This window comes from Streptomyces sp. ICC4, from assembly GCF_003287915.1.
In the GTDB taxonomy this organism is placed as follows: domain Bacteria; phylum Actinomycetota; class Actinomycetes; order Streptomycetales; family Streptomycetaceae; genus Streptomyces; species Streptomyces tritrimontium.
Window position 1 is genome coordinate 8,271,735 of sequence record NZ_CP030286.1, and the last position, 14,981, is coordinate 8,286,715.

At 71.7% G+C, this 14,981-nt stretch carries 14 protein-coding genes and 2 pseudogenes; 6 read left to right on the forward strand and 10 right to left on the reverse strand.

Going from position 1 to position 14,981, the window contains the following annotated elements; genetic code table 11:
* Positions 1 to 9 precede the first annotated feature (9 nt).
* The gene (locus DRB89_RS38865; RefSeq protein WP_112452592.1) at positions 10 to 2,277 is read right to left on the reverse strand and encodes an FdhF/YdeP family oxidoreductase; all 2,268 of its coding nucleotides are present in this window, start codon (positions 2,275 to 2,277) and stop codon (positions 10 to 12) included.
* Between the two features lie 469 nt (positions 2,278 to 2,746).
* On the opposite strand from DRB89_RS38865, the gene DRB89_RS38870 reads away from it, so the two are divergent.
* Positions 2,747 to 3,091 carry a hypothetical protein gene (locus DRB89_RS38870; RefSeq protein ID WP_112448179.1) on the forward strand — a complete coding sequence of 115 codons (345 nt, stop codon included), beginning with the start codon at positions 2,747 to 2,749 and terminating at the stop codon, positions 3,089 to 3,091.
* A gap of 143 nt (positions 3,092 to 3,234) precedes the next feature.
* On the opposite strand, the gene DRB89_RS38875 is transcribed toward DRB89_RS38870, so the two are convergent.
* Genes DRB89_RS38875 through DRB89_RS38905 form a run of 7 tightly spaced genes read right to left on the reverse strand, consistent with a single transcriptional unit; the run spans position 3,235 to position 8,252 of the window.
* Complete coding sequence (locus DRB89_RS38875) at positions 3,235 to 3,576, reverse strand: TcmI family type II polyketide cyclase (RefSeq protein WP_112448180.1); 342 nt, start codon at positions 3,574 to 3,576, stop codon at positions 3,235 to 3,237.
* Positions 3,577 to 3,596: 20 nt separating this feature from the next.
* Positions 3,597 to 4,076: an SRPBCC family protein gene (locus DRB89_RS38880; RefSeq protein ID WP_112448181.1), complete on the reverse strand. Its 480-nt coding sequence runs from the start codon at positions 4,074 to 4,076 to the stop codon at positions 3,597 to 3,599.
* A 1-nt stretch (position 4,077) separates the two neighbouring features.
* A complete protein-coding gene (locus tag DRB89_RS38885; protein WP_112448182.1) occupies positions 4,078 to 4,335 on the reverse strand; it encodes a phosphopantetheine-binding protein in 258 nt (85 codons plus the stop codon).
* A gap of 18 nt (positions 4,336 to 4,353) precedes the next feature.
* The gene (locus tag DRB89_RS38890; protein WP_112448183.1) at positions 4,354 to 5,589 is read right to left on the reverse strand and encodes a ketosynthase chain-length factor; all 1,236 of its coding nucleotides are present in this window, start codon (positions 5,587 to 5,589) and stop codon (positions 4,354 to 4,356) included.
* The gene (locus tag DRB89_RS38895) at positions 5,586 to 6,884 is read right to left on the reverse strand and encodes a beta-ketoacyl-[acyl-carrier-protein] synthase family protein (protein ID WP_112448184.1); all 1,299 of its coding nucleotides are present in this window, start codon (positions 6,882 to 6,884) and stop codon (positions 5,586 to 5,588) included. Before DRB89_RS38895 ends, DRB89_RS38890 begins: the two co-directional genes overlap by 4 nt.
* Positions 6,881 to 7,327, reverse strand: coding sequence for a cupin domain-containing protein (locus DRB89_RS38900; protein WP_112463943.1), 447 nt, complete (start codon positions 7,325 to 7,327; stop codon positions 6,881 to 6,883). The genes DRB89_RS38895 and DRB89_RS38900 overlap by 4 nt, the downstream gene beginning before the upstream one ends.
* A 40-nt stretch (positions 7,328 to 7,367) precedes the next feature.
* Positions 7,368 to 8,252, reverse strand: coding sequence for a glycerophosphodiester phosphodiesterase family protein (locus DRB89_RS38905; protein WP_112452727.1), 885 nt, complete (start codon positions 8,250 to 8,252; stop codon positions 7,368 to 7,370).
* A 242-nt stretch (positions 8,253 to 8,494) separates the two neighbouring features.
* Between DRB89_RS38905 and uvrB the strand changes: the two genes are divergently transcribed.
* The 3 genes and pseudogenes from uvrB to DRB89_RS38920 form a co-directional block, all read left to right on the forward strand.
* Positions 8,495 to 10,645 (forward strand): excinuclease ABC subunit UvrB, encoded by a 2,151-nt coding sequence (gene uvrB / locus DRB89_RS38910; RefSeq protein ID WP_112452728.1) that lies wholly within the window; start codon positions 8,495 to 8,497, stop codon positions 10,643 to 10,645.
* Positions 10,646 to 10,733: 88 nt separating this feature from the next.
* Complete coding sequence (locus DRB89_RS38915) at positions 10,734 to 11,312, forward strand: TerD family protein (RefSeq protein WP_112452729.1); 579 nt, start codon at positions 10,734 to 10,736, stop codon at positions 11,310 to 11,312.
* A 79-nt stretch (positions 11,313 to 11,391) separates the two neighbouring features.
* Positions 11,392 to 11,910, forward strand: a pseudogene (locus DRB89_RS38920) (TerD family protein); the annotation flags it as partial.
* Positions 11,911 to 12,042: 132 nt separating this feature from the next.
* Here DRB89_RS38920 and DRB89_RS38925 read toward each other — a convergent pair.
* Positions 12,043 to 12,294, reverse strand: a complete 252-nt coding sequence (locus tag DRB89_RS38925) for a prolyl oligopeptidase family serine peptidase (RefSeq protein WP_112463944.1) — start codon at positions 12,292 to 12,294, stop codon at positions 12,043 to 12,045.
* Between the two features lie 195 nt (positions 12,295 to 12,489).
* On the opposite strand from DRB89_RS38925, the pseudogene DRB89_RS46155 reads away from it, so the two are divergent.
* Together DRB89_RS46155 and DRB89_RS38935 are read left to right on the forward strand one after the other, a co-directional pair.
* Positions 12,490 to 12,810 (forward strand): annotated as a pseudogene (locus DRB89_RS46155) (aminoglycoside phosphotransferase family protein); the annotation flags it as partial.
* A 9-nt stretch (positions 12,811 to 12,819) separates the two neighbouring features.
* The gene (locus DRB89_RS38935; protein ID WP_112452662.1) at positions 12,820 to 13,296 is read left to right on the forward strand and encodes a GNAT family N-acetyltransferase; all 477 of its coding nucleotides are present in this window, start codon (positions 12,820 to 12,822) and stop codon (positions 13,294 to 13,296) included.
* A gap of 286 nt (positions 13,297 to 13,582) precedes the next feature.
* Here DRB89_RS38935 and DRB89_RS38945 read toward each other — a convergent pair whose 3' ends face one another.
* A complete protein-coding gene (locus DRB89_RS38945) occupies positions 13,583 to 14,527 on the reverse strand; it encodes a methyltransferase domain-containing protein (protein ID WP_112452664.1) in 945 nt (314 codons plus the stop codon).
* Between the last annotated feature and the right edge of the window lie 454 nt (positions 14,528 to 14,981).

The window sequence follows — 14,981 nt, forward strand, 5'->3', positions numbered from 1 at the left end:
GCCGTGCCCTCAGATCACCACGACGGCGTCCGGGCCGCTGTCCGGCTCGAGGTGGATGACCACCGACTTGTAGGCGGGGGTGTTGCTGATGTCCCCGGTGTGGTCGAGGGGCACCAGGACGGTGGCCTCCGGCATGTAGGCGGCGGCGCAGCCGACCGCGGTCGGGTAGGAGACCACCTTGAAGTGGGCGGCCCGGCGCTCGCGGCCGTCGGGCCACTCGGACACCAGGTCGGTGTGGGCGCCCTCGGTCAGGCCGAGCGCGGCGATGTCCGCCGGGTTGACCAGGACGACGCGGCGTCCGTCGTGGACACCGCGGTAGCGGTCGTCGAGGCCGTAGACGGTGGTGTTGTACTGGTCGTGGCCGCGCAGGGTCTGCAGGAGCAGCCGGCCTTCGGGGAGGTCGAGGACCACCATGGCGTTGACCGTGAAGTTGGCCTTGCCGGTGCGGGTGGGGAAGCGGCGCTCGTCGCGGGGCGCGTGCGGCAGGGCGAATCCGCCGGGCACCCGGACCCGGGCGTTGAAGTCCTCGAAGCCGGGGACGACCCGCTCGATGCGGTCGCGCAGCCGGTCGTAGTCGCCCTCGAACTCCTCCCAGGGCACGTCGTCGGCGGGGCCGAGCGCGGCCCGGGCCATCGCGCAGACGATCGCGGTCTCCGAGCGCAGCGCCGGTCCGCCCGCCATGCGCCCGCGCGAGGCGTGCACCAGGCCCATCGAGCCCTCGACGGTCACGAACTGCGGCCCCGCCGCCGTGCGGTCCTCGTCCGAGCGCCCCAGGGTCGGCAGGATCAGGGCCCGGCGGCCGGTGACCAGGTGCGAGCGGTTGAGCTTGGTCGAGATCTGCACGGTCAGCGCGCAGCGGCGTACGGCTTCCTCGGTCACCGGGGTGTCGGGGGCCGCGGCGACGAAGTTGCCGCCCATGCCGACGAAGACCTTCACCTTGCCGTCGCGCATCGCCCTGACGGCGTTGACGGAGTCGTAGCCGTGGCGGCGCGGCGAGGTGAAGCCGAACTCCTTGCCGAGCGCCTCGTGGAAGGCCTCGGCGGGCCGCTCGTAGATGCCCATCGTGCGGTCGCCCTGCACGTTGGAGTGGCCGTGGACCGGGCAGACGCCGGCGCCGGGGCGGCCCACGTTGCCGCGCAGGAGCAGGAAGTTGACGACCTCGCGCAGGGTGGGCACGGAGTGCTTGTGCTGGGTAAGGCCGAGCGCCCAGCACACGATGACGCTCTTGGCTTCGAGCACCATCCGCGCGGCCTGTTCGATCTGCTCGCGGGGCAGGCCGGTGGCGGCGAGGACCTCGTCCCAGTCGGTGGTGCGGGCCTCCGCCTCCCAAGCCGCGTGGCCGAGGGTGTGCTCCGCGATGAAGGCCCGGTCGATGACGCCGGCCGCGGGGTCCGCGTCGTCGGCCTCCAGCAGGAGCAGGTTGAGCGCGCGGAACAGCGCGAGGTCGCCTCCCGCGCGGATCTGCAGGAACAGGTCGGTCAGTTGTGTGCCGGCGCCGACGACTCCGCGCGGGCGCTGCGGGTTCTTGAACCGTTCCAGGCCCGCCTCGGGGAGCGGGTTCACGCTGATGACCCGGCCGCCGTTGCCCTTGGTCTCCTCCAGGGCGGCCATCATCCGGGGGTGGTTGGTGCCCGGGTTCTGTCCGGCGACGATCACCAGGTCGGCCCGGTGGACGTCCTCCAGGGACACGCTCCCCTTGCCGACCCCGAGGGTTTCCACCAGCGCGTCCCCGGTGGCCTCGTGGCACATGTTGGCGCAGTCCGGGAGGTTGTTGGTGCCCAGCTTCCGGGCGAAGAGCTGGAGCGCGAAGGCCGGTTCGTTCGGGGTGCGCCCGGAGGTGTAGAAGACGGCCTCGTCGGGTGAGTCCAGGGCGGCGAACTCCTCGCCGATGATCTCGAAGGCCCGCTCCCAGTCGACGGGGACGTAGTGGTCGGCGCCCTCTTCGAGGAGCATCGGGTGCGTGAGCCGGCCCTGCTGTCCCAGCCAGTGGCCGGACATGCCGAGCAGCTCGGCCACGGGGTGCCGGGCGAAGAGCTCGGGCGCGACTCGCCGCCGGGTGGCCTCCTCGGCCACGGCCTTGGCCCCGTTCTCGCAGAATTCGGCCCGGTGGACCTTGCCCTCCTCGGGCCAGGCGCAGCCCGGGCAGTCGAAGCCGTCGGGCTGGTTGACCCGCAGGAGGGTGCGGGCACTGCGTACGACGCCCATCTGCCGCCGCGCCATCAGCATCGCGTTGATCACCGCGTGCACGCCGACCGCGTGGTGCTCGGGCGGGGTGATGCGGGGGTCGTCCTGGGCGGGATCGGTCCCTGGTGCGCGGCCGCCCCACGGCCTGCCCCACGACCCGCTCCACCGAGCGCGAGGGGCAGGGCGGGCGGGATCGCGGCCGCGCTGAAGGCGGTGTTGCGCCAGGCCCAGGGAGACCAGGGCGCATGCGCCCTGGTCCAGTCGAATGTACGCCGCAGCGCTCCGGAACTTGCCATGCACGTACGGTAATCGCGCCGGCCAGGGCGGATCCACCACGTTGGTGCCCGGTCTGGGGTGTAGCTGGCACCACCCCCGGTTCGGACATTGGGGCTACTGATTTCGGGGGCCCGCGCGAGGAATCTTGTGGTGTGCCCGGCGGACGGACCGGCGGGCGGAAGGAGACTCCGCCATGGCCCTCGCAGCCCCGCAGTACCGACCCCGTACGTCGCCCCGCCCGGCCGCCCGGAAAACCGGTCGGTCCGTCGGGCGGACTCCTCCGAAGATGGCTTCGGTGCTGACCGGCGCCGGGCTGGCGCTGGTGCCGTGGATGCTGGTGCTGGCCAAGACGCTGCCGCAGCGCACCGAAGTGTCGAACTGGGCGACGGCGTGGATAGGCCTGGACGTGATGCTGGCGGCGGGGCTCACGGGTACGGGGCTGCTGCTGCGCCGGCAGGACCCGCGGGTGGTGCCCGTGGCTGCGGCGACGGCGGCGCTGCTGGTGGCCGATGCCTGGTTCGATGTCACGACCTCGGCAGGCGGGGAGCGGGCGCTGGCGCTGCTCTTGGCGGCCGGTGCGGAGCTGCCGCTGGCGCTGGCCTGCGCGGCGGTGGCGGGGAGGCGGACGTGAGCGGCGCATGGAGGGCGGTCCGGGGCAGTCTGCGGTGCGGCGTCGGGTTGCCGGGGAGCTTGTGGCGGGGCGACCGGTGGCGGGCCCCGCACCAGGTGGGTGCGGGGCCCGAGGCCTGCCGGTCGCGCGGGGCGCCCGTATGGTCAGGATGTACGGGAGCGGCCCGGGCTCTCCCAGCGGTAGAACTCCTGGGCCATGGCGTCCTTGGGGCTGCGCCAGGTCTCCGGGTTGTGCGGGCTGATGTAGGCGGTGAGCCGGTCGCTGAGGTCCCGGAACTCCGGGTGGCCGGTCACCTCTGCGATGGCCGGGCCCGGGGGGCGGTCGGATTCGATGAGGTGCATGTACACGTCGCCGAACTGGAAGAGGCTGCGGCGGGTGACCCCGACGAGGTGCGGCAGTTCACCCGAGTCCGAGGCCGCGAAGAGCTCGGCGATGTCGGGGGCGGACTGCGGCGCCATGCGGGCGACGATGAGGGCGCGGTGCATCCGAAGTGGTGCCTTTCGTCTCAGACGCGGCTGACCGCGGGCGTGCGGCTCTCGCGTTCGCGTTGTTCGATCTTGTCCCGGATCAGTTCCAGCTGGATCTTGGAGTTCTGGTTGATGCGGTCGGTCATGCCCGCGTCGTCCACGGGGGCCTGCGGCTTCATCGCGAAGTCCTGGGTCCACACCATCCGGGTGCCGCCGGGCACCTCGAAGTACTGCCAGTGGATGTCCATGTGCTCGAAGGGGCCCGTCTCGACGCGGCGGGCGCGCACGGTCCGGCTGACGGGGTCGGGGGTGCGCTCGGAGACCCAGCTCCACACCGTGCCGTTCTCGTCGGGGTGCATGGTCAGGCGGAAGCGGGTGGTGGGCCCGTCCTCCTCGAGGATCTCCAGCGAGGCGTACTCGCTGAAGAGTCCGGGCCAGCTGGGGAGGTCGTTGGTCATCTCCCAGACCACGTCCATCGGCGCACCGACGGTGATCTCGTTCTCCGTGTGTCCTGCCATCTCAAGCTCCGGTCATCAGGCTGGTGTTGACGAGTTCGAGGAACTCCTTGGGGGTCTTGCAGCGGTCCGCGTCGGTGGGCAGCGCCCGGCCGCGCTGGTTCTCCAGCAGGCCCACGATCCCGAGCAGGCCCAGCGAGTCGAGGCCGTAGTCGTCGAACAGGGAGTCCGGGCGGTTCTTCATGTCGGCCGGGTCCACGGTGATGCCGGCGCCGGACTTCATCAGCGCGGCCAGCTCTTCGACGGTCAGTCGTTCGGACATGAGCGGCTCCTTCTGTCTCTAGGCGGGGATGCGCAGGACGAGCGCGGCGTTGGAGCCCATCAGGCCCCGGCTCAGGACGAGCGCGGTGCGCAGCTCCGCCGTGCGGGCGCTGCCGGTCACCACGTCGAGGTCGTGGCACACGTCGAAGACGTTCGGCGTGGGCGGGACGATGCCGTGCTCCAGGGCGAGGACGGCGGCGGCCGTGTCGAGGACGGGGGCCGCGCAGTAGGCCCGGCCCGTGCCGGTTTTGGGCGCCGTCACCGGCACCGTGCGGCCGTGTGCTCCGAGGGCGGAGAGGATCGCGGCCGCCTCGGCCCGGTCGGCCTGCGGGGTGCCGACCGCGTCGGCGAAGACCACGTCGACCTCCTCGGGGGCGCAGCCCGCGTCCCGCAGGGCTCCCCGGATCGCGTGGGCCAGTCCTTCGCCGGACTTCTCGGCCGTCTCGGGGCGGTGCGGGCCGGTGAAGGTCGCGGCGTGCCCGGCCAGGACGGCCCGGACGGAGGCGCCGCGGCGCCGGGCCGCCCGCTCGTCCTCGACGAGGAACATCGCGCCGCCCTCGGCGGGTACGTAGCCGCAGGCCTTGTCGGTGAACGGCCGGTAGGCGCGCTCCGGATCGTCGTGCGTGCTCAGTGCCTCGTAGCCGAGCTGGCAGACGATGGAGTAGGGGGCCAGGGGCGCCTCGGTCGCTCCGACGAGCATGGCCCGGCTGCCCTGGCGGATGGCCCGGGCCGCGTGTGCGAAGGCGTCGAGCCCGCCGGCCTCGTCGGCGGCGACGACCCCGCACGGGCCCTTGAGACCCCGGCGGATGGAGATCTGGCCGGTGCTGGCGGCGTAGAACCAGGCGATCGACTGGTAGGGGCCGACATAGCGGGGGCCTTGCTCCCACAGGTGCTGCAGCTCGCGCTGGCCGAATTCGCCGCCGCCGGAGCCGGCCGCGGTGACCACGCCGACCGAGAAGGGGTCGTCCTCGTAGTCGGCGCGGCCGAGCCGGGCGTCCTCCAGGGCGAGGTCGGCCGCGGCGAGGGCGTGGTGGGTGTAGCGGTCGGTCTGGACGAGATAGCGTTCCTCGACCATCGAAGCCGGGTCGAAGCCCCGTACCTCGCCCGCGACGCGCAGCGGGAGGTGCTCGCAGCCCTCCCGGGTGACCCGGCCCAGGACCGAGGTGCCCGCCTGTGTCGCCTTCCAGAAGGCGTCGGCGCCGATGCCGTTGGGCGCGATGACCCCGATGCCCGTGATGACCGTACGGTCGCTCACGAGACCACCTCCTCCTTGGGCTGCTTGGACTTCTTGGGCTCCTTGGACCGGGTCATGACGACCGCGGACTGGAAGCCGCCGAACCCGCTGCCGACGGAGAGCACGCTGCGCAGCGTGCGTTCGCGGGCGACGCGGGGGACGTAGTCCAGGTCGCATTCGGGATCGGGGGTCTCGTAGTTGGCCGTGGGCGGTACCACCTGGTGGGTCATCGCCAGGACGCAGGCGGCCAGCTCGATCGCCCCGATCGCGCCGAGGGAGTGCCCCACCATGGATTTGATGGAGGTCATCGGCGTCTTGTACGCGTGGGCGCCCAGGACCCGCTTGACCGCGGCGGTCTCGTGGCGGTCGTTCTGCTTGGTCCCGGAGCCGTGCGCGTTCACGTAGTCGATCTCGTGGGCGCCTGTCCGGGCCTGGGCGAGGGCGGTTTCGATGGCCCGCGCCATCTCCAGACCGTCGGTGGTCAGCCCGGTCATGTGGTGGGCGTTGCCGAAGGTGGCGTAGCCGCCGATCTCGCAGTAGACGGTGGCGCCGCGGGCGCGGGCGTGTTCCAGCTCTTCCAGTACGAGGACGGCGCCGCCCTCGCCGAGGACGAAGCCGTCGCGGTCGGCGTCGAAGGGCCGGGACGCGTGGGCGGGGTCGTCGTTGTTCGGCGAGGTGGCCTTGATGGCGTCGAAGCAGGCCACGGTGATGGGCGAGACGGGTGAGTCCGAGGCCCCGGCGATGCAGATGTCCATCCGGCCTTCGGCGATGGAGTGGACGGCGTAGCCGATGGCATCGAGTCCGGAGGTGCATCCGGTGGAGACGGTCTGGACGGGCCCGCGCGCTCCGGTCTTCTCCGCCACGGCGGAGGCCAGGGTGGCCGGGGTGAACGCCCGGTGCAGGTGGGGCCCGGCGAGCCGGTGGTCCACGTCCCACCATGCGCCCGACTGGCTGACGGCCACGTAGTCGTGCTCCAGGCGGGTGGTGCCGCCCACGGCGGTGCCGAGGGAGACTCCGGTGCGCCAGGCCTCGTCGGTGGTGAGGTCGAGGCCCGCGTCGCGGACGGCCTCTCCCGCGGCGACCAGGGCGAACTGGATGTACCGGTCCGCGCGGGCCGCCTCCTCGGGTGAGAGTCCGTGCTCGGCGGGGTCGAAGTCGACCTCCGCGGCTATCCGGGAGCGGAAACCGGTCGGGTCGAAGAGGGTGATGCCGCGCGTCGCCGTGCGGCCGTTGGACAGCAGGTCCCAGAAGGCGGCGGTGCCGATACCGCCGGGGGCGACGACGCCGACCCCCGTGACGGCCACCCGGCGGGTCACGAGACCGCTCCCGCGCGGTCCGGGGGCCGCTCCCAGGCGGAGCCCTCCGGGTGGACGGCCTCCTCCGTGTCCACGTGCCCGAGCTTCGGGTCCGGGGCGAGCGGGCCGAGGTGGAAGACCATGCGGGCCTCGGTGTCCCCGACGTTGCGGAACCGGTGGCGCACGTTCATCGGGACGAGGAGTCCCTGGTCGGTGAGGAGCGGGTGGGCCTCGCCGTCGAGGTCGACCTCCAGCGTCCCGGCGACCACGTACACGAACTCCTCGGAGTACGGGTGGTAGTGCTCCGCGATGTGTTCGCCCGGCGCCATGACGGCCAGGCCCATGAAACCGCTGGTGCAGCCCACCGAAGTCGGGGTGAGCACTGCCCTGAGGTCGCCGCCGCGCCTGGTGTTGGGCTGCGTCTCGCTGAGGTCCACGATGTGCGGTGGGTGTTGTCTGGTCATGGCGGGGTTGTGGCCGGACAGGGCGGGCCGGGCGGCCGGCTCAGTACCCGCCCACCGCTTCGCGTACGACATCGGGCTTGTTGGTGATGATCCCGTCCACGCCCATGTCCTGGACCTTGCGGGCGGTCGCCGCGTCGTCGACGATCCAGGCGTCCACTTCCATCGCCTTGCCGTGGGCGCCGACCAGCCCGTGCACGGCGTCCACCCAGGCGCCGTCGATGGTGGTGTACCAGGGGTTGATCCGGTCGGTGAACTGCGCGTACCACGGCAGGTCGGCGATGGCCGGGGTGCCGAGGAAGGCCGTCACCAGGTCCGGGCGCAGCTCGTGCACGGTCCGGACGGAGCCGGCGCTGAAGCTCTGCACCACCAGGCGGCGGCTCACGTGGTTCTCGTCGAGCCAGCCGGTGTCCCGCAGCACCCGCAGGGTCTGCTCCTCGATCCCGGGGTAGAGCTCCGGCTTCTTGATCTCCAGGAGGAGCCGCTGCTGGTTGCGCTGGACCCGGTCCATGTACTCCCGCAGGGTCGGCACCCGGGCGCCCGCGAACCGCCGGTCGAACCAGCTGCCCGCGTCCAGCCGGGCGATCTCGGCGGCCGTGAAGTCCTTGACCCGCCAAGGCTTGCGATCGGGGAACACCTGCTCGACGTCCGTCGTGCGGGCCAGGGTGTCGTCGTGGACCACCACCAGCTCGCCGTCCTCGGTGCGCTGGACGTCGTTCTCCACCCAGTCGAAGCCCAGCTCCATGGCGAGGTCGATCGCCTCCAGGGTGTTCTCCGGGGCGTACGCGGAAGCCCCCCGGTGGGCGTACACGATCGGGTTGGAGAGCCAGCCCGGGCCGGCGGCCGCGGCGGCGGCCGTCGCGCCGAACACGGTGAGGGTGAGTCCCAGGAAGGCGGCGGTGGCCGCGGCGGCGGGTCGGACGTACATGCGCGTTCTCCTCGGGTCGTGAGCCCTGCTCCGGCCTTCAAACGGGCGCGGAGCGGCATTCGTTGCGGCGACGCACTTCCGGTGGTGCGTTCTCGACGCCCTTTCAGGGAGAGCCGGGTACGGCGATCATGGGGTTGAAGATCGCGGGGCCGCCACCGAACTACGACAAACGGACCAGACCCGGACGGTCCCGCCGGGCCGCCGGGCCCCCGGCTGTCAGTGGGGGGTCGTACGGTTGACCCATGCGGCCCGTATCGAAGATCGAACGCACGGTGGCGCCTTTCGAGGTCGTCAGTTCCTACACGCCCAGCGGAGACCAGCCGGCGGCCATCGCCGAGCTGGAGAAGCGCATCCGCGCAGGTGAGAAGGACGTCGTGCTGCTCGGCGCGACCGGCACCGGCAAGTCGGCCACGACGGCCTGGATGATCGAGAAGCTCCAGCGGCCCACGCTGGTGATGGCACCGAACAAGACGCTCGCCGCCCAGCTGGCGAACGAGTTCCGCGAGCTCCTGCCGAACAACGCCGTCGAGTACTTCGTCTCGTACTACGACTACTACCAGCCCGAGGCCTACGTACCGCAGTCGGACACCTACATCGAGAAGGACTCCTCGATCAACGAGGAGGTGGAGCGGCTGCGCCACTCCGCGACCAATTCCCTCCTCACCCGGCGCGACGTCATCGTCGTCGCCTCCGTGTCCTGCATCTACGGCCTCGGCACCCCGCAGGAGTACGTCGACCGGATGGTCCCCCTCAAGGTCGGCGCGGAGATGGACCGGGACCAGCTGCTGCGCCGCTTCGTCGACATCCAGTACACGCGCAACGACGTGGCCTTCACCCGCGGCACGTTCCGCGTGCGCGGCGACACCATCGAGATCTTCCCGGTCTACGAGGAACTGGCCGTCCGCATCGAGATGTTCGGCGACGAGATCGAGGCCCTGTCCACCCTGCACCCGCTGACCGGCGAGGTGATCAGCGAGGACCGCGAGCTGTACGTCTTCCCCGCCAGCCACTACGTGGCCGGCCCCGAGCGCATGGAGAAGGCGGTCCGCGGCATCGAGGCCGAGCTGGCCGAGCGCCTGGCGGAGCTGGACAACCAGGGCAAGATGCTCGAGGCCCAGCGGCTGCGCATGCGCACCACCTACGACCTGGAGATGATGCGCCAGATCGGGTCCTGCTCGGGCATCGAGAACTACTCGCTGCACATGGACGACCGCGAGCGCGGCTCCGCACCCAACACCCTCATCGACTACTTCCCCGAGGACTTCCTCCTCGTCATCGACGAATCGCACGTCACGGTGCCGCAGATCGGCGCGATGTACGAGGGCGATGCCTCCCGCAAGCGGACCCTGGTCGACCACGGCTTCCGGCTGCCGTCCGCGCTCGACAACCGGCCGCTGAAGTGGGAGGAGTTCCAGCAGCGGATCGGCCAGACCGTCTACCTCTCGGCCACCCCGGGCAAGTACGAGCTCTCGCGCGGCGACGGCTTCGTCGAGCAGATCATCCGCCCCACCGGCCTCATCGACCCGGAGGTCGTCGTCAAGCCCACCGAGGGCCAGATCGACGACCTGGTGCACGAGATCCGGCAGCGGGTGGAGAAGGACGAGCGGGTCCTGGTCACCACCCTGACCAAGAAGATGGCCGAGGACCTCACCGACTACTTCCTGGAGCTCGGCATCCAGGTCCGCTACCTGCACAGCGACGTCGACACCCTGCGCCGCATCGAGCTGCTGCGCGAGCTGCGGGCCGGCGAGTACGACGTCCTGGTCGGCATCAACCTGCTGCGCGAGGGCCTCGACCTGCCCGAGGTGTCGCTCGTGGCGATCCTCGACGCCGACAAGCAGGGCTTCCTGCGCTCGGGGACCTCGCTCATCCAGACCATCGGCCGCGCGGCGCGCAACGTCTCCGGCCAGGTCCACATGTACGCGGACACCATCACCCCGGCCATGGCCCAGGCGATCGACGAGACCAACCGCCGTCGGGAGAAGCAGGTCGCCTACAACACGGCCCACGGGATCGACCCGCAGCCGCTGCGCAAGAAGATCAACGACATCGTCGCGACGATCGCCCGCGAGGAGCTCGACACCGAGGAGCTCCTCGGCACCGGATACCGGCAGACCAAGGACGGCAAGGCCCTCAAGGCGCCGGTCCCGGCGCTGGGCGGCAAGGCGGCCGCGGGCGGCAAGGCCGGGGCCAAGGGGGCGAAGGGGGCCAAGGGCGGCGCGGTCCTGACCGACCGTCCCGCCGCCGAACTGGCCTCGCTCATCGAGCAGATGACCGAGCGGATGCGCGGCGCGGCGGCGGAGTTGCAGTTCGAGGTGGCCGCCCGGATCCGGGACGAGGTGGGCGAGCTGAAGAAGGAGCTCCGACAGATGAGGGAAGCGGGCCTCGCCTGACCCGGAGCCGGTCAGTAGGGTTGGGACTCAGCCGCAGGTACACGCTGCGCACCCCCATCGGGGGAGGGCTATGGAGAGGGGACAGCGCGTGACGGTCAACATGACCAAGGGTCAGGCCATCAATCTGCAGAAGGCGGACGGGGGCACGCTGACCGCGGTCCGGATGGGCCTCGGTTGGCAGGCTGCCAAGCGCCGGGGGCTGTTCGGCTCGCGGACCCGGGAGATCGACCTCGACGCCTCGGCGGTGCTCTTCGCCGACAAGCAGCCCGTGGACGTCGTGTTCTTCCGGCACCTGCAGAGCGACGACGGCTCGGTCAAGCACACCGGCGACAACCTCGTCGGCGGTGTCGGCCAGGGCGGGGACGACGAGTCGATCCTCGTCGACCTGCAGCGGGTGCCGGTGCACATCGACCAGATCGTCTTCACGGTGAACTCCTTCACCGGCCAGACGTTCCAGGAGGTGGAGAACGCCTTCTGCCGCATCGTCGACGAGACCAACGGCCAGGAGCTGGCCCGCTACACCCTCGACGGCGGTGGCCAGTACACCGCGCAGATCATGGCGAAGGTGTCGCGCGCGGGCACCGGCTGGCAGATGACGGCCCTCGGGAACCCGGCCAACGGCCGCACGTTCCAGGACCTGATGCCGGCGATCCTGCCGCACCTGTAAACAGTACGCACGCACCACGAAGCACAGCGCCACAGACGACGGCACAGCAGAAGAACGGGTACGGGGGAGGGGCTGCACGATGACGGCCGAACTGGTCCGGGGGCAGAACCACCCCTTGTCCCGGAGCCGGGTGGAGATCAGGGTCTCGGCGGGCACACCTGTGCTCGCCCTGGCCCAGGTCGGCGATGACGAGGGCCGGCTCGCCGGTCCCCAGGCGCTGGCCCATCCCGGCGCCCGGACCCTGCCGGGGCTGGAAGTGCCCGGCGCGGTCTCGGGGCACCACAGCATGCTGGTCGACCTCGACGCGGTCGACCCGGCCGTGCACCGGGTCGGCCTCGTGCTGGTCCTGCCGCCCGGCGGTCCGGCCCGCTTCGGCGCGGTCCCGGCCTCCTACGTGTCCGTGGCCGACCCGGAGGGCGCCGAGCTCGCCGGGTACACGCTCACGGACCTGGAGTCCGAGACCGCCGTCGTGGCCCTGGAGCTGTACCGGCGCCAGGGCGCCTGGAAGGTCCGCGCCGTCGGCCAGGGCTACGCCGGCGGACTCGGCGCGCTCCTGGCCGACGCGGGACTGCCCGGCCCGGCCGCCGCCGAGCTCGCCGCCCTCGCCATGGGGGTGGCGGCGACCGGGGACATCACCCTGGCCGCCATGCCCGGCGGGCCGGCCCCGACCGTCCCGCGCGGCCTGCGGGCACCGGCTCCCGCCCCGCAGGACGCCGTGCCCGCCCCGGCCTCAGGCCAGGCCCAGCCCCTTGCGGAAGAACTCCAGCTCCAGGGCCATGACCTTCTCCCGCACCCCGCCGGGGGTCATGTGCGTGACGCCCGGCAGCGCGAGCAGTTCGTGCGGCCGCCCGGCGTCGGTCACGGCCTGCGAGAGCCGCAGCGTGTGGGAGGGGTGGACGTTGTCGTCGGCCAGGCCCGTGACCAGCAGCAGCGGCCGTCTCCGCCCCGCCGCGTCGGGGATCAGGCAGTCCCGCCCGTCCACCTGGGCGCGCCCCTGCCGCCGCCCATCGCGTACGCGTCACCGTCGTGCCGTCCCACCACCCGGTGCGGAGTGATCGCGCGGGGCTCGACACGGACGTACTCCAAGGACGCCGAGAGTCCCTCCGCCTGGCGGGCCAGGGCCTCCTGCCCGTCCGTTCCGGCCCCGACGGCCGGCAGGCCGGCCGGGCCGGCCGGGGAGCGGTTGCTGCACTGGGACCTGCACTACGACAACGTGCTCGCGGGCGGTCGCGAGCCGTGGCTGGCGATCGATCCGAAGCCGCTGGCCGGTGACCCGGGGTTCGAGCTGCTGCCGGCGATCGTCAACAACTTCCGTGAGGCGGAGGTGCGGTGGCGCTTCGACCTGCTTTCGGAGGCGGTGGGCGCGGACCGGGAGCGGGCTCGGGCGTGGACGCTGGGGCGGGTGTTGCAGAACTGCCTGTGGGACCTGGAGGACGAGGAGCAGCCGGCGGAGGTCCAGTTGGCGGTGGCGGAGCTGCTGCTCGGGGGTCGGTCGTAGGCTGCCGGCATGATCCGTAGCGCTGTCGTCGGGGACGTTCCCGTCATCCAGGCCATGATCCGCGAGCTCGCGGAGTACGAGAGGGTGCCCGAGGAGGCGCGGGCGACCGAGGAGCAGTTGCGGGAGGCGCTGTTCGGGGAGCGGCCGGCGGCTTTCGCGCACATCGCGCAGACGCCGGAGGGGGAGCCTGTCGGCTTCTCGCTGTGGTTCCTCAGCTTCTCGACGTGGCGCGGGGTGCACGGCATCTACCTGGAGGACTTGTACGTGCGCCCGGGGGTACGGGGCGGTGGCCACGGGAAGGCGCTGCTGGCGGAGCTGGCGCGGATCTGCGTGGAGCGCGGGTACGAACGGTTGGAGTGGTCGGTCCTCGACTGGAATTTGTCTGCCATCGACTTCTACCGATCGGTCGGCGCGGTGCCGATGGACGAGTGGACCGTGAACCGCCTGACGGACGACGCGCTCCGCAAGCTGGGCGGGGCTGAGTGAGCGCACCGGAGCCCTTGCCACCGATCACTACCGCGCTCAAGGCAGCCCTCCGCCACCTGCGGAGTGTCCGTGGCCGGCGTCCCGGAGCGCCCTGCACCGATGCCGCCTACGCGGCGTGGCGGGACGACATTGCCGAGGCTCTGGACAACCTGGCGGAGCACCTGGAGCAACCTGCGGACAGGGCCATGGCACGTACCGAGGCGGTGGCCGCCCGCGCGGAGGCGGAACGCTTGCGCGCGTGACTCCTGGCCTCCGTCTTGCTGGAGTCTCGAAGTCACGCGGGGCGTCACGGCACGCGGCCGCGGGGCCCAGGCCGTCCGGCTTCGCCCCAGAGTTCCCGGGGCCCGGACTGGTAGACCTCGAACTCCTCCGCGCCGGGTACGAAGTCGATCGACGCCCAGGAAGTGACCCGGGTGTCCCGGAGCCAGAGCGTGTAGCGGCCGCCGTCGAGTTTTTCCGGGTAGGGGAACATCCCCTGGGTCTGGAGTCCGACGGCGAACATGGGGAGCCAGTCGGCCACGTCCTCCGGGGACAGGGACGTGGTCGTCCGGCGGCCATCGGCCGGCCACGGCTTCCCGCCCAGGTACGTCTTCACGTGCGTCCGGTAGGCACGTTGTTGCCGGAGGCGCATGAAGGCGGAGGAGCTGACGAACGGGCCGGATGCGCTTCCGTCCCCCTCGACGGTCAGGCGGACCACGGCCTCCCCGCCGTACTCCGTGGCGTACGGGGAGACGATGATCCCGCCGGGCCGGGTCTGCCGGACGATGTCCGCCGGGATCTCCTGGAGGGAGGCCGTGATGAGTACTCGGTCGTACGGGGCGCCTGCGGGCCAGCCCTGGGAGCCGTCTCCGACGACGGCGACCGGGTTGTAGCCGGCGGCATGCAATCGGGCTCGGGCCGTGGCCGCGTTCTCCGGGTCGAACTCGATGGTGGTGACCGTTTCCGAGCCGACCCGTTCGGACAGCAGAGCCGCGTTCCAGCCGGTGCCCGTGCCTACTTCCAGGACCTTGGCACCAGGTTGCACGTCCAAGGCCGCCAGCATGGAGAACACCATGGCGGGCTGAGAGTTGCTGCACGTCGGGATGTTTCCCCGGGCGGGGCCCTTCGTGTCGCTGTGGCCGGAGTCCTGGCCCTCCGAACCGCCGCCGCCGTGACCGGCGCCCGACTGGCCGTCGTCCTGCTGGCTTCCGCCCTGGCCCGAGCCGCTGCCTCCGCCGTGCTGTCCGCCCATGAACGTGCTCCTTCTCGTGAGGGATGAGAGTGAGCGGTGCTGTGAGCCGCCCCGGCTGATCGGTGGATCGGTCACCGGGGCGGAGTCTGTGGGGTGGGGTCAGTCGGACCCTGGAGTGAGGGCCCCGGGAGTGCGCTCCGGCCGGGCCTGCATCTGCCGTTCTCCGGCCTCTGCCAGGAACTCCAGAAGGGGACTTCCCCGGAGCCAGGTGGTGCGAGAGCTGGGCGGTCCATTCGCCGCTTCACAACGTGCGCCAGCTTCACGGCGACGTCGGGGCGGACACTGCCCAGCCTCACCAGCCCCGGGCCGGGCGGCGCCGGGTCGATGCCCAGGGAGGGGCGAACGATTCCAGCGGCTGTCAGCGATTCGCGCAGCGACTCCACGACCGTGCTCGGGGTCACTGTCTCCAGTTCGTGCGAGCTGTCCATGAGAGGGACGCTAGGGCCGGGTGCCG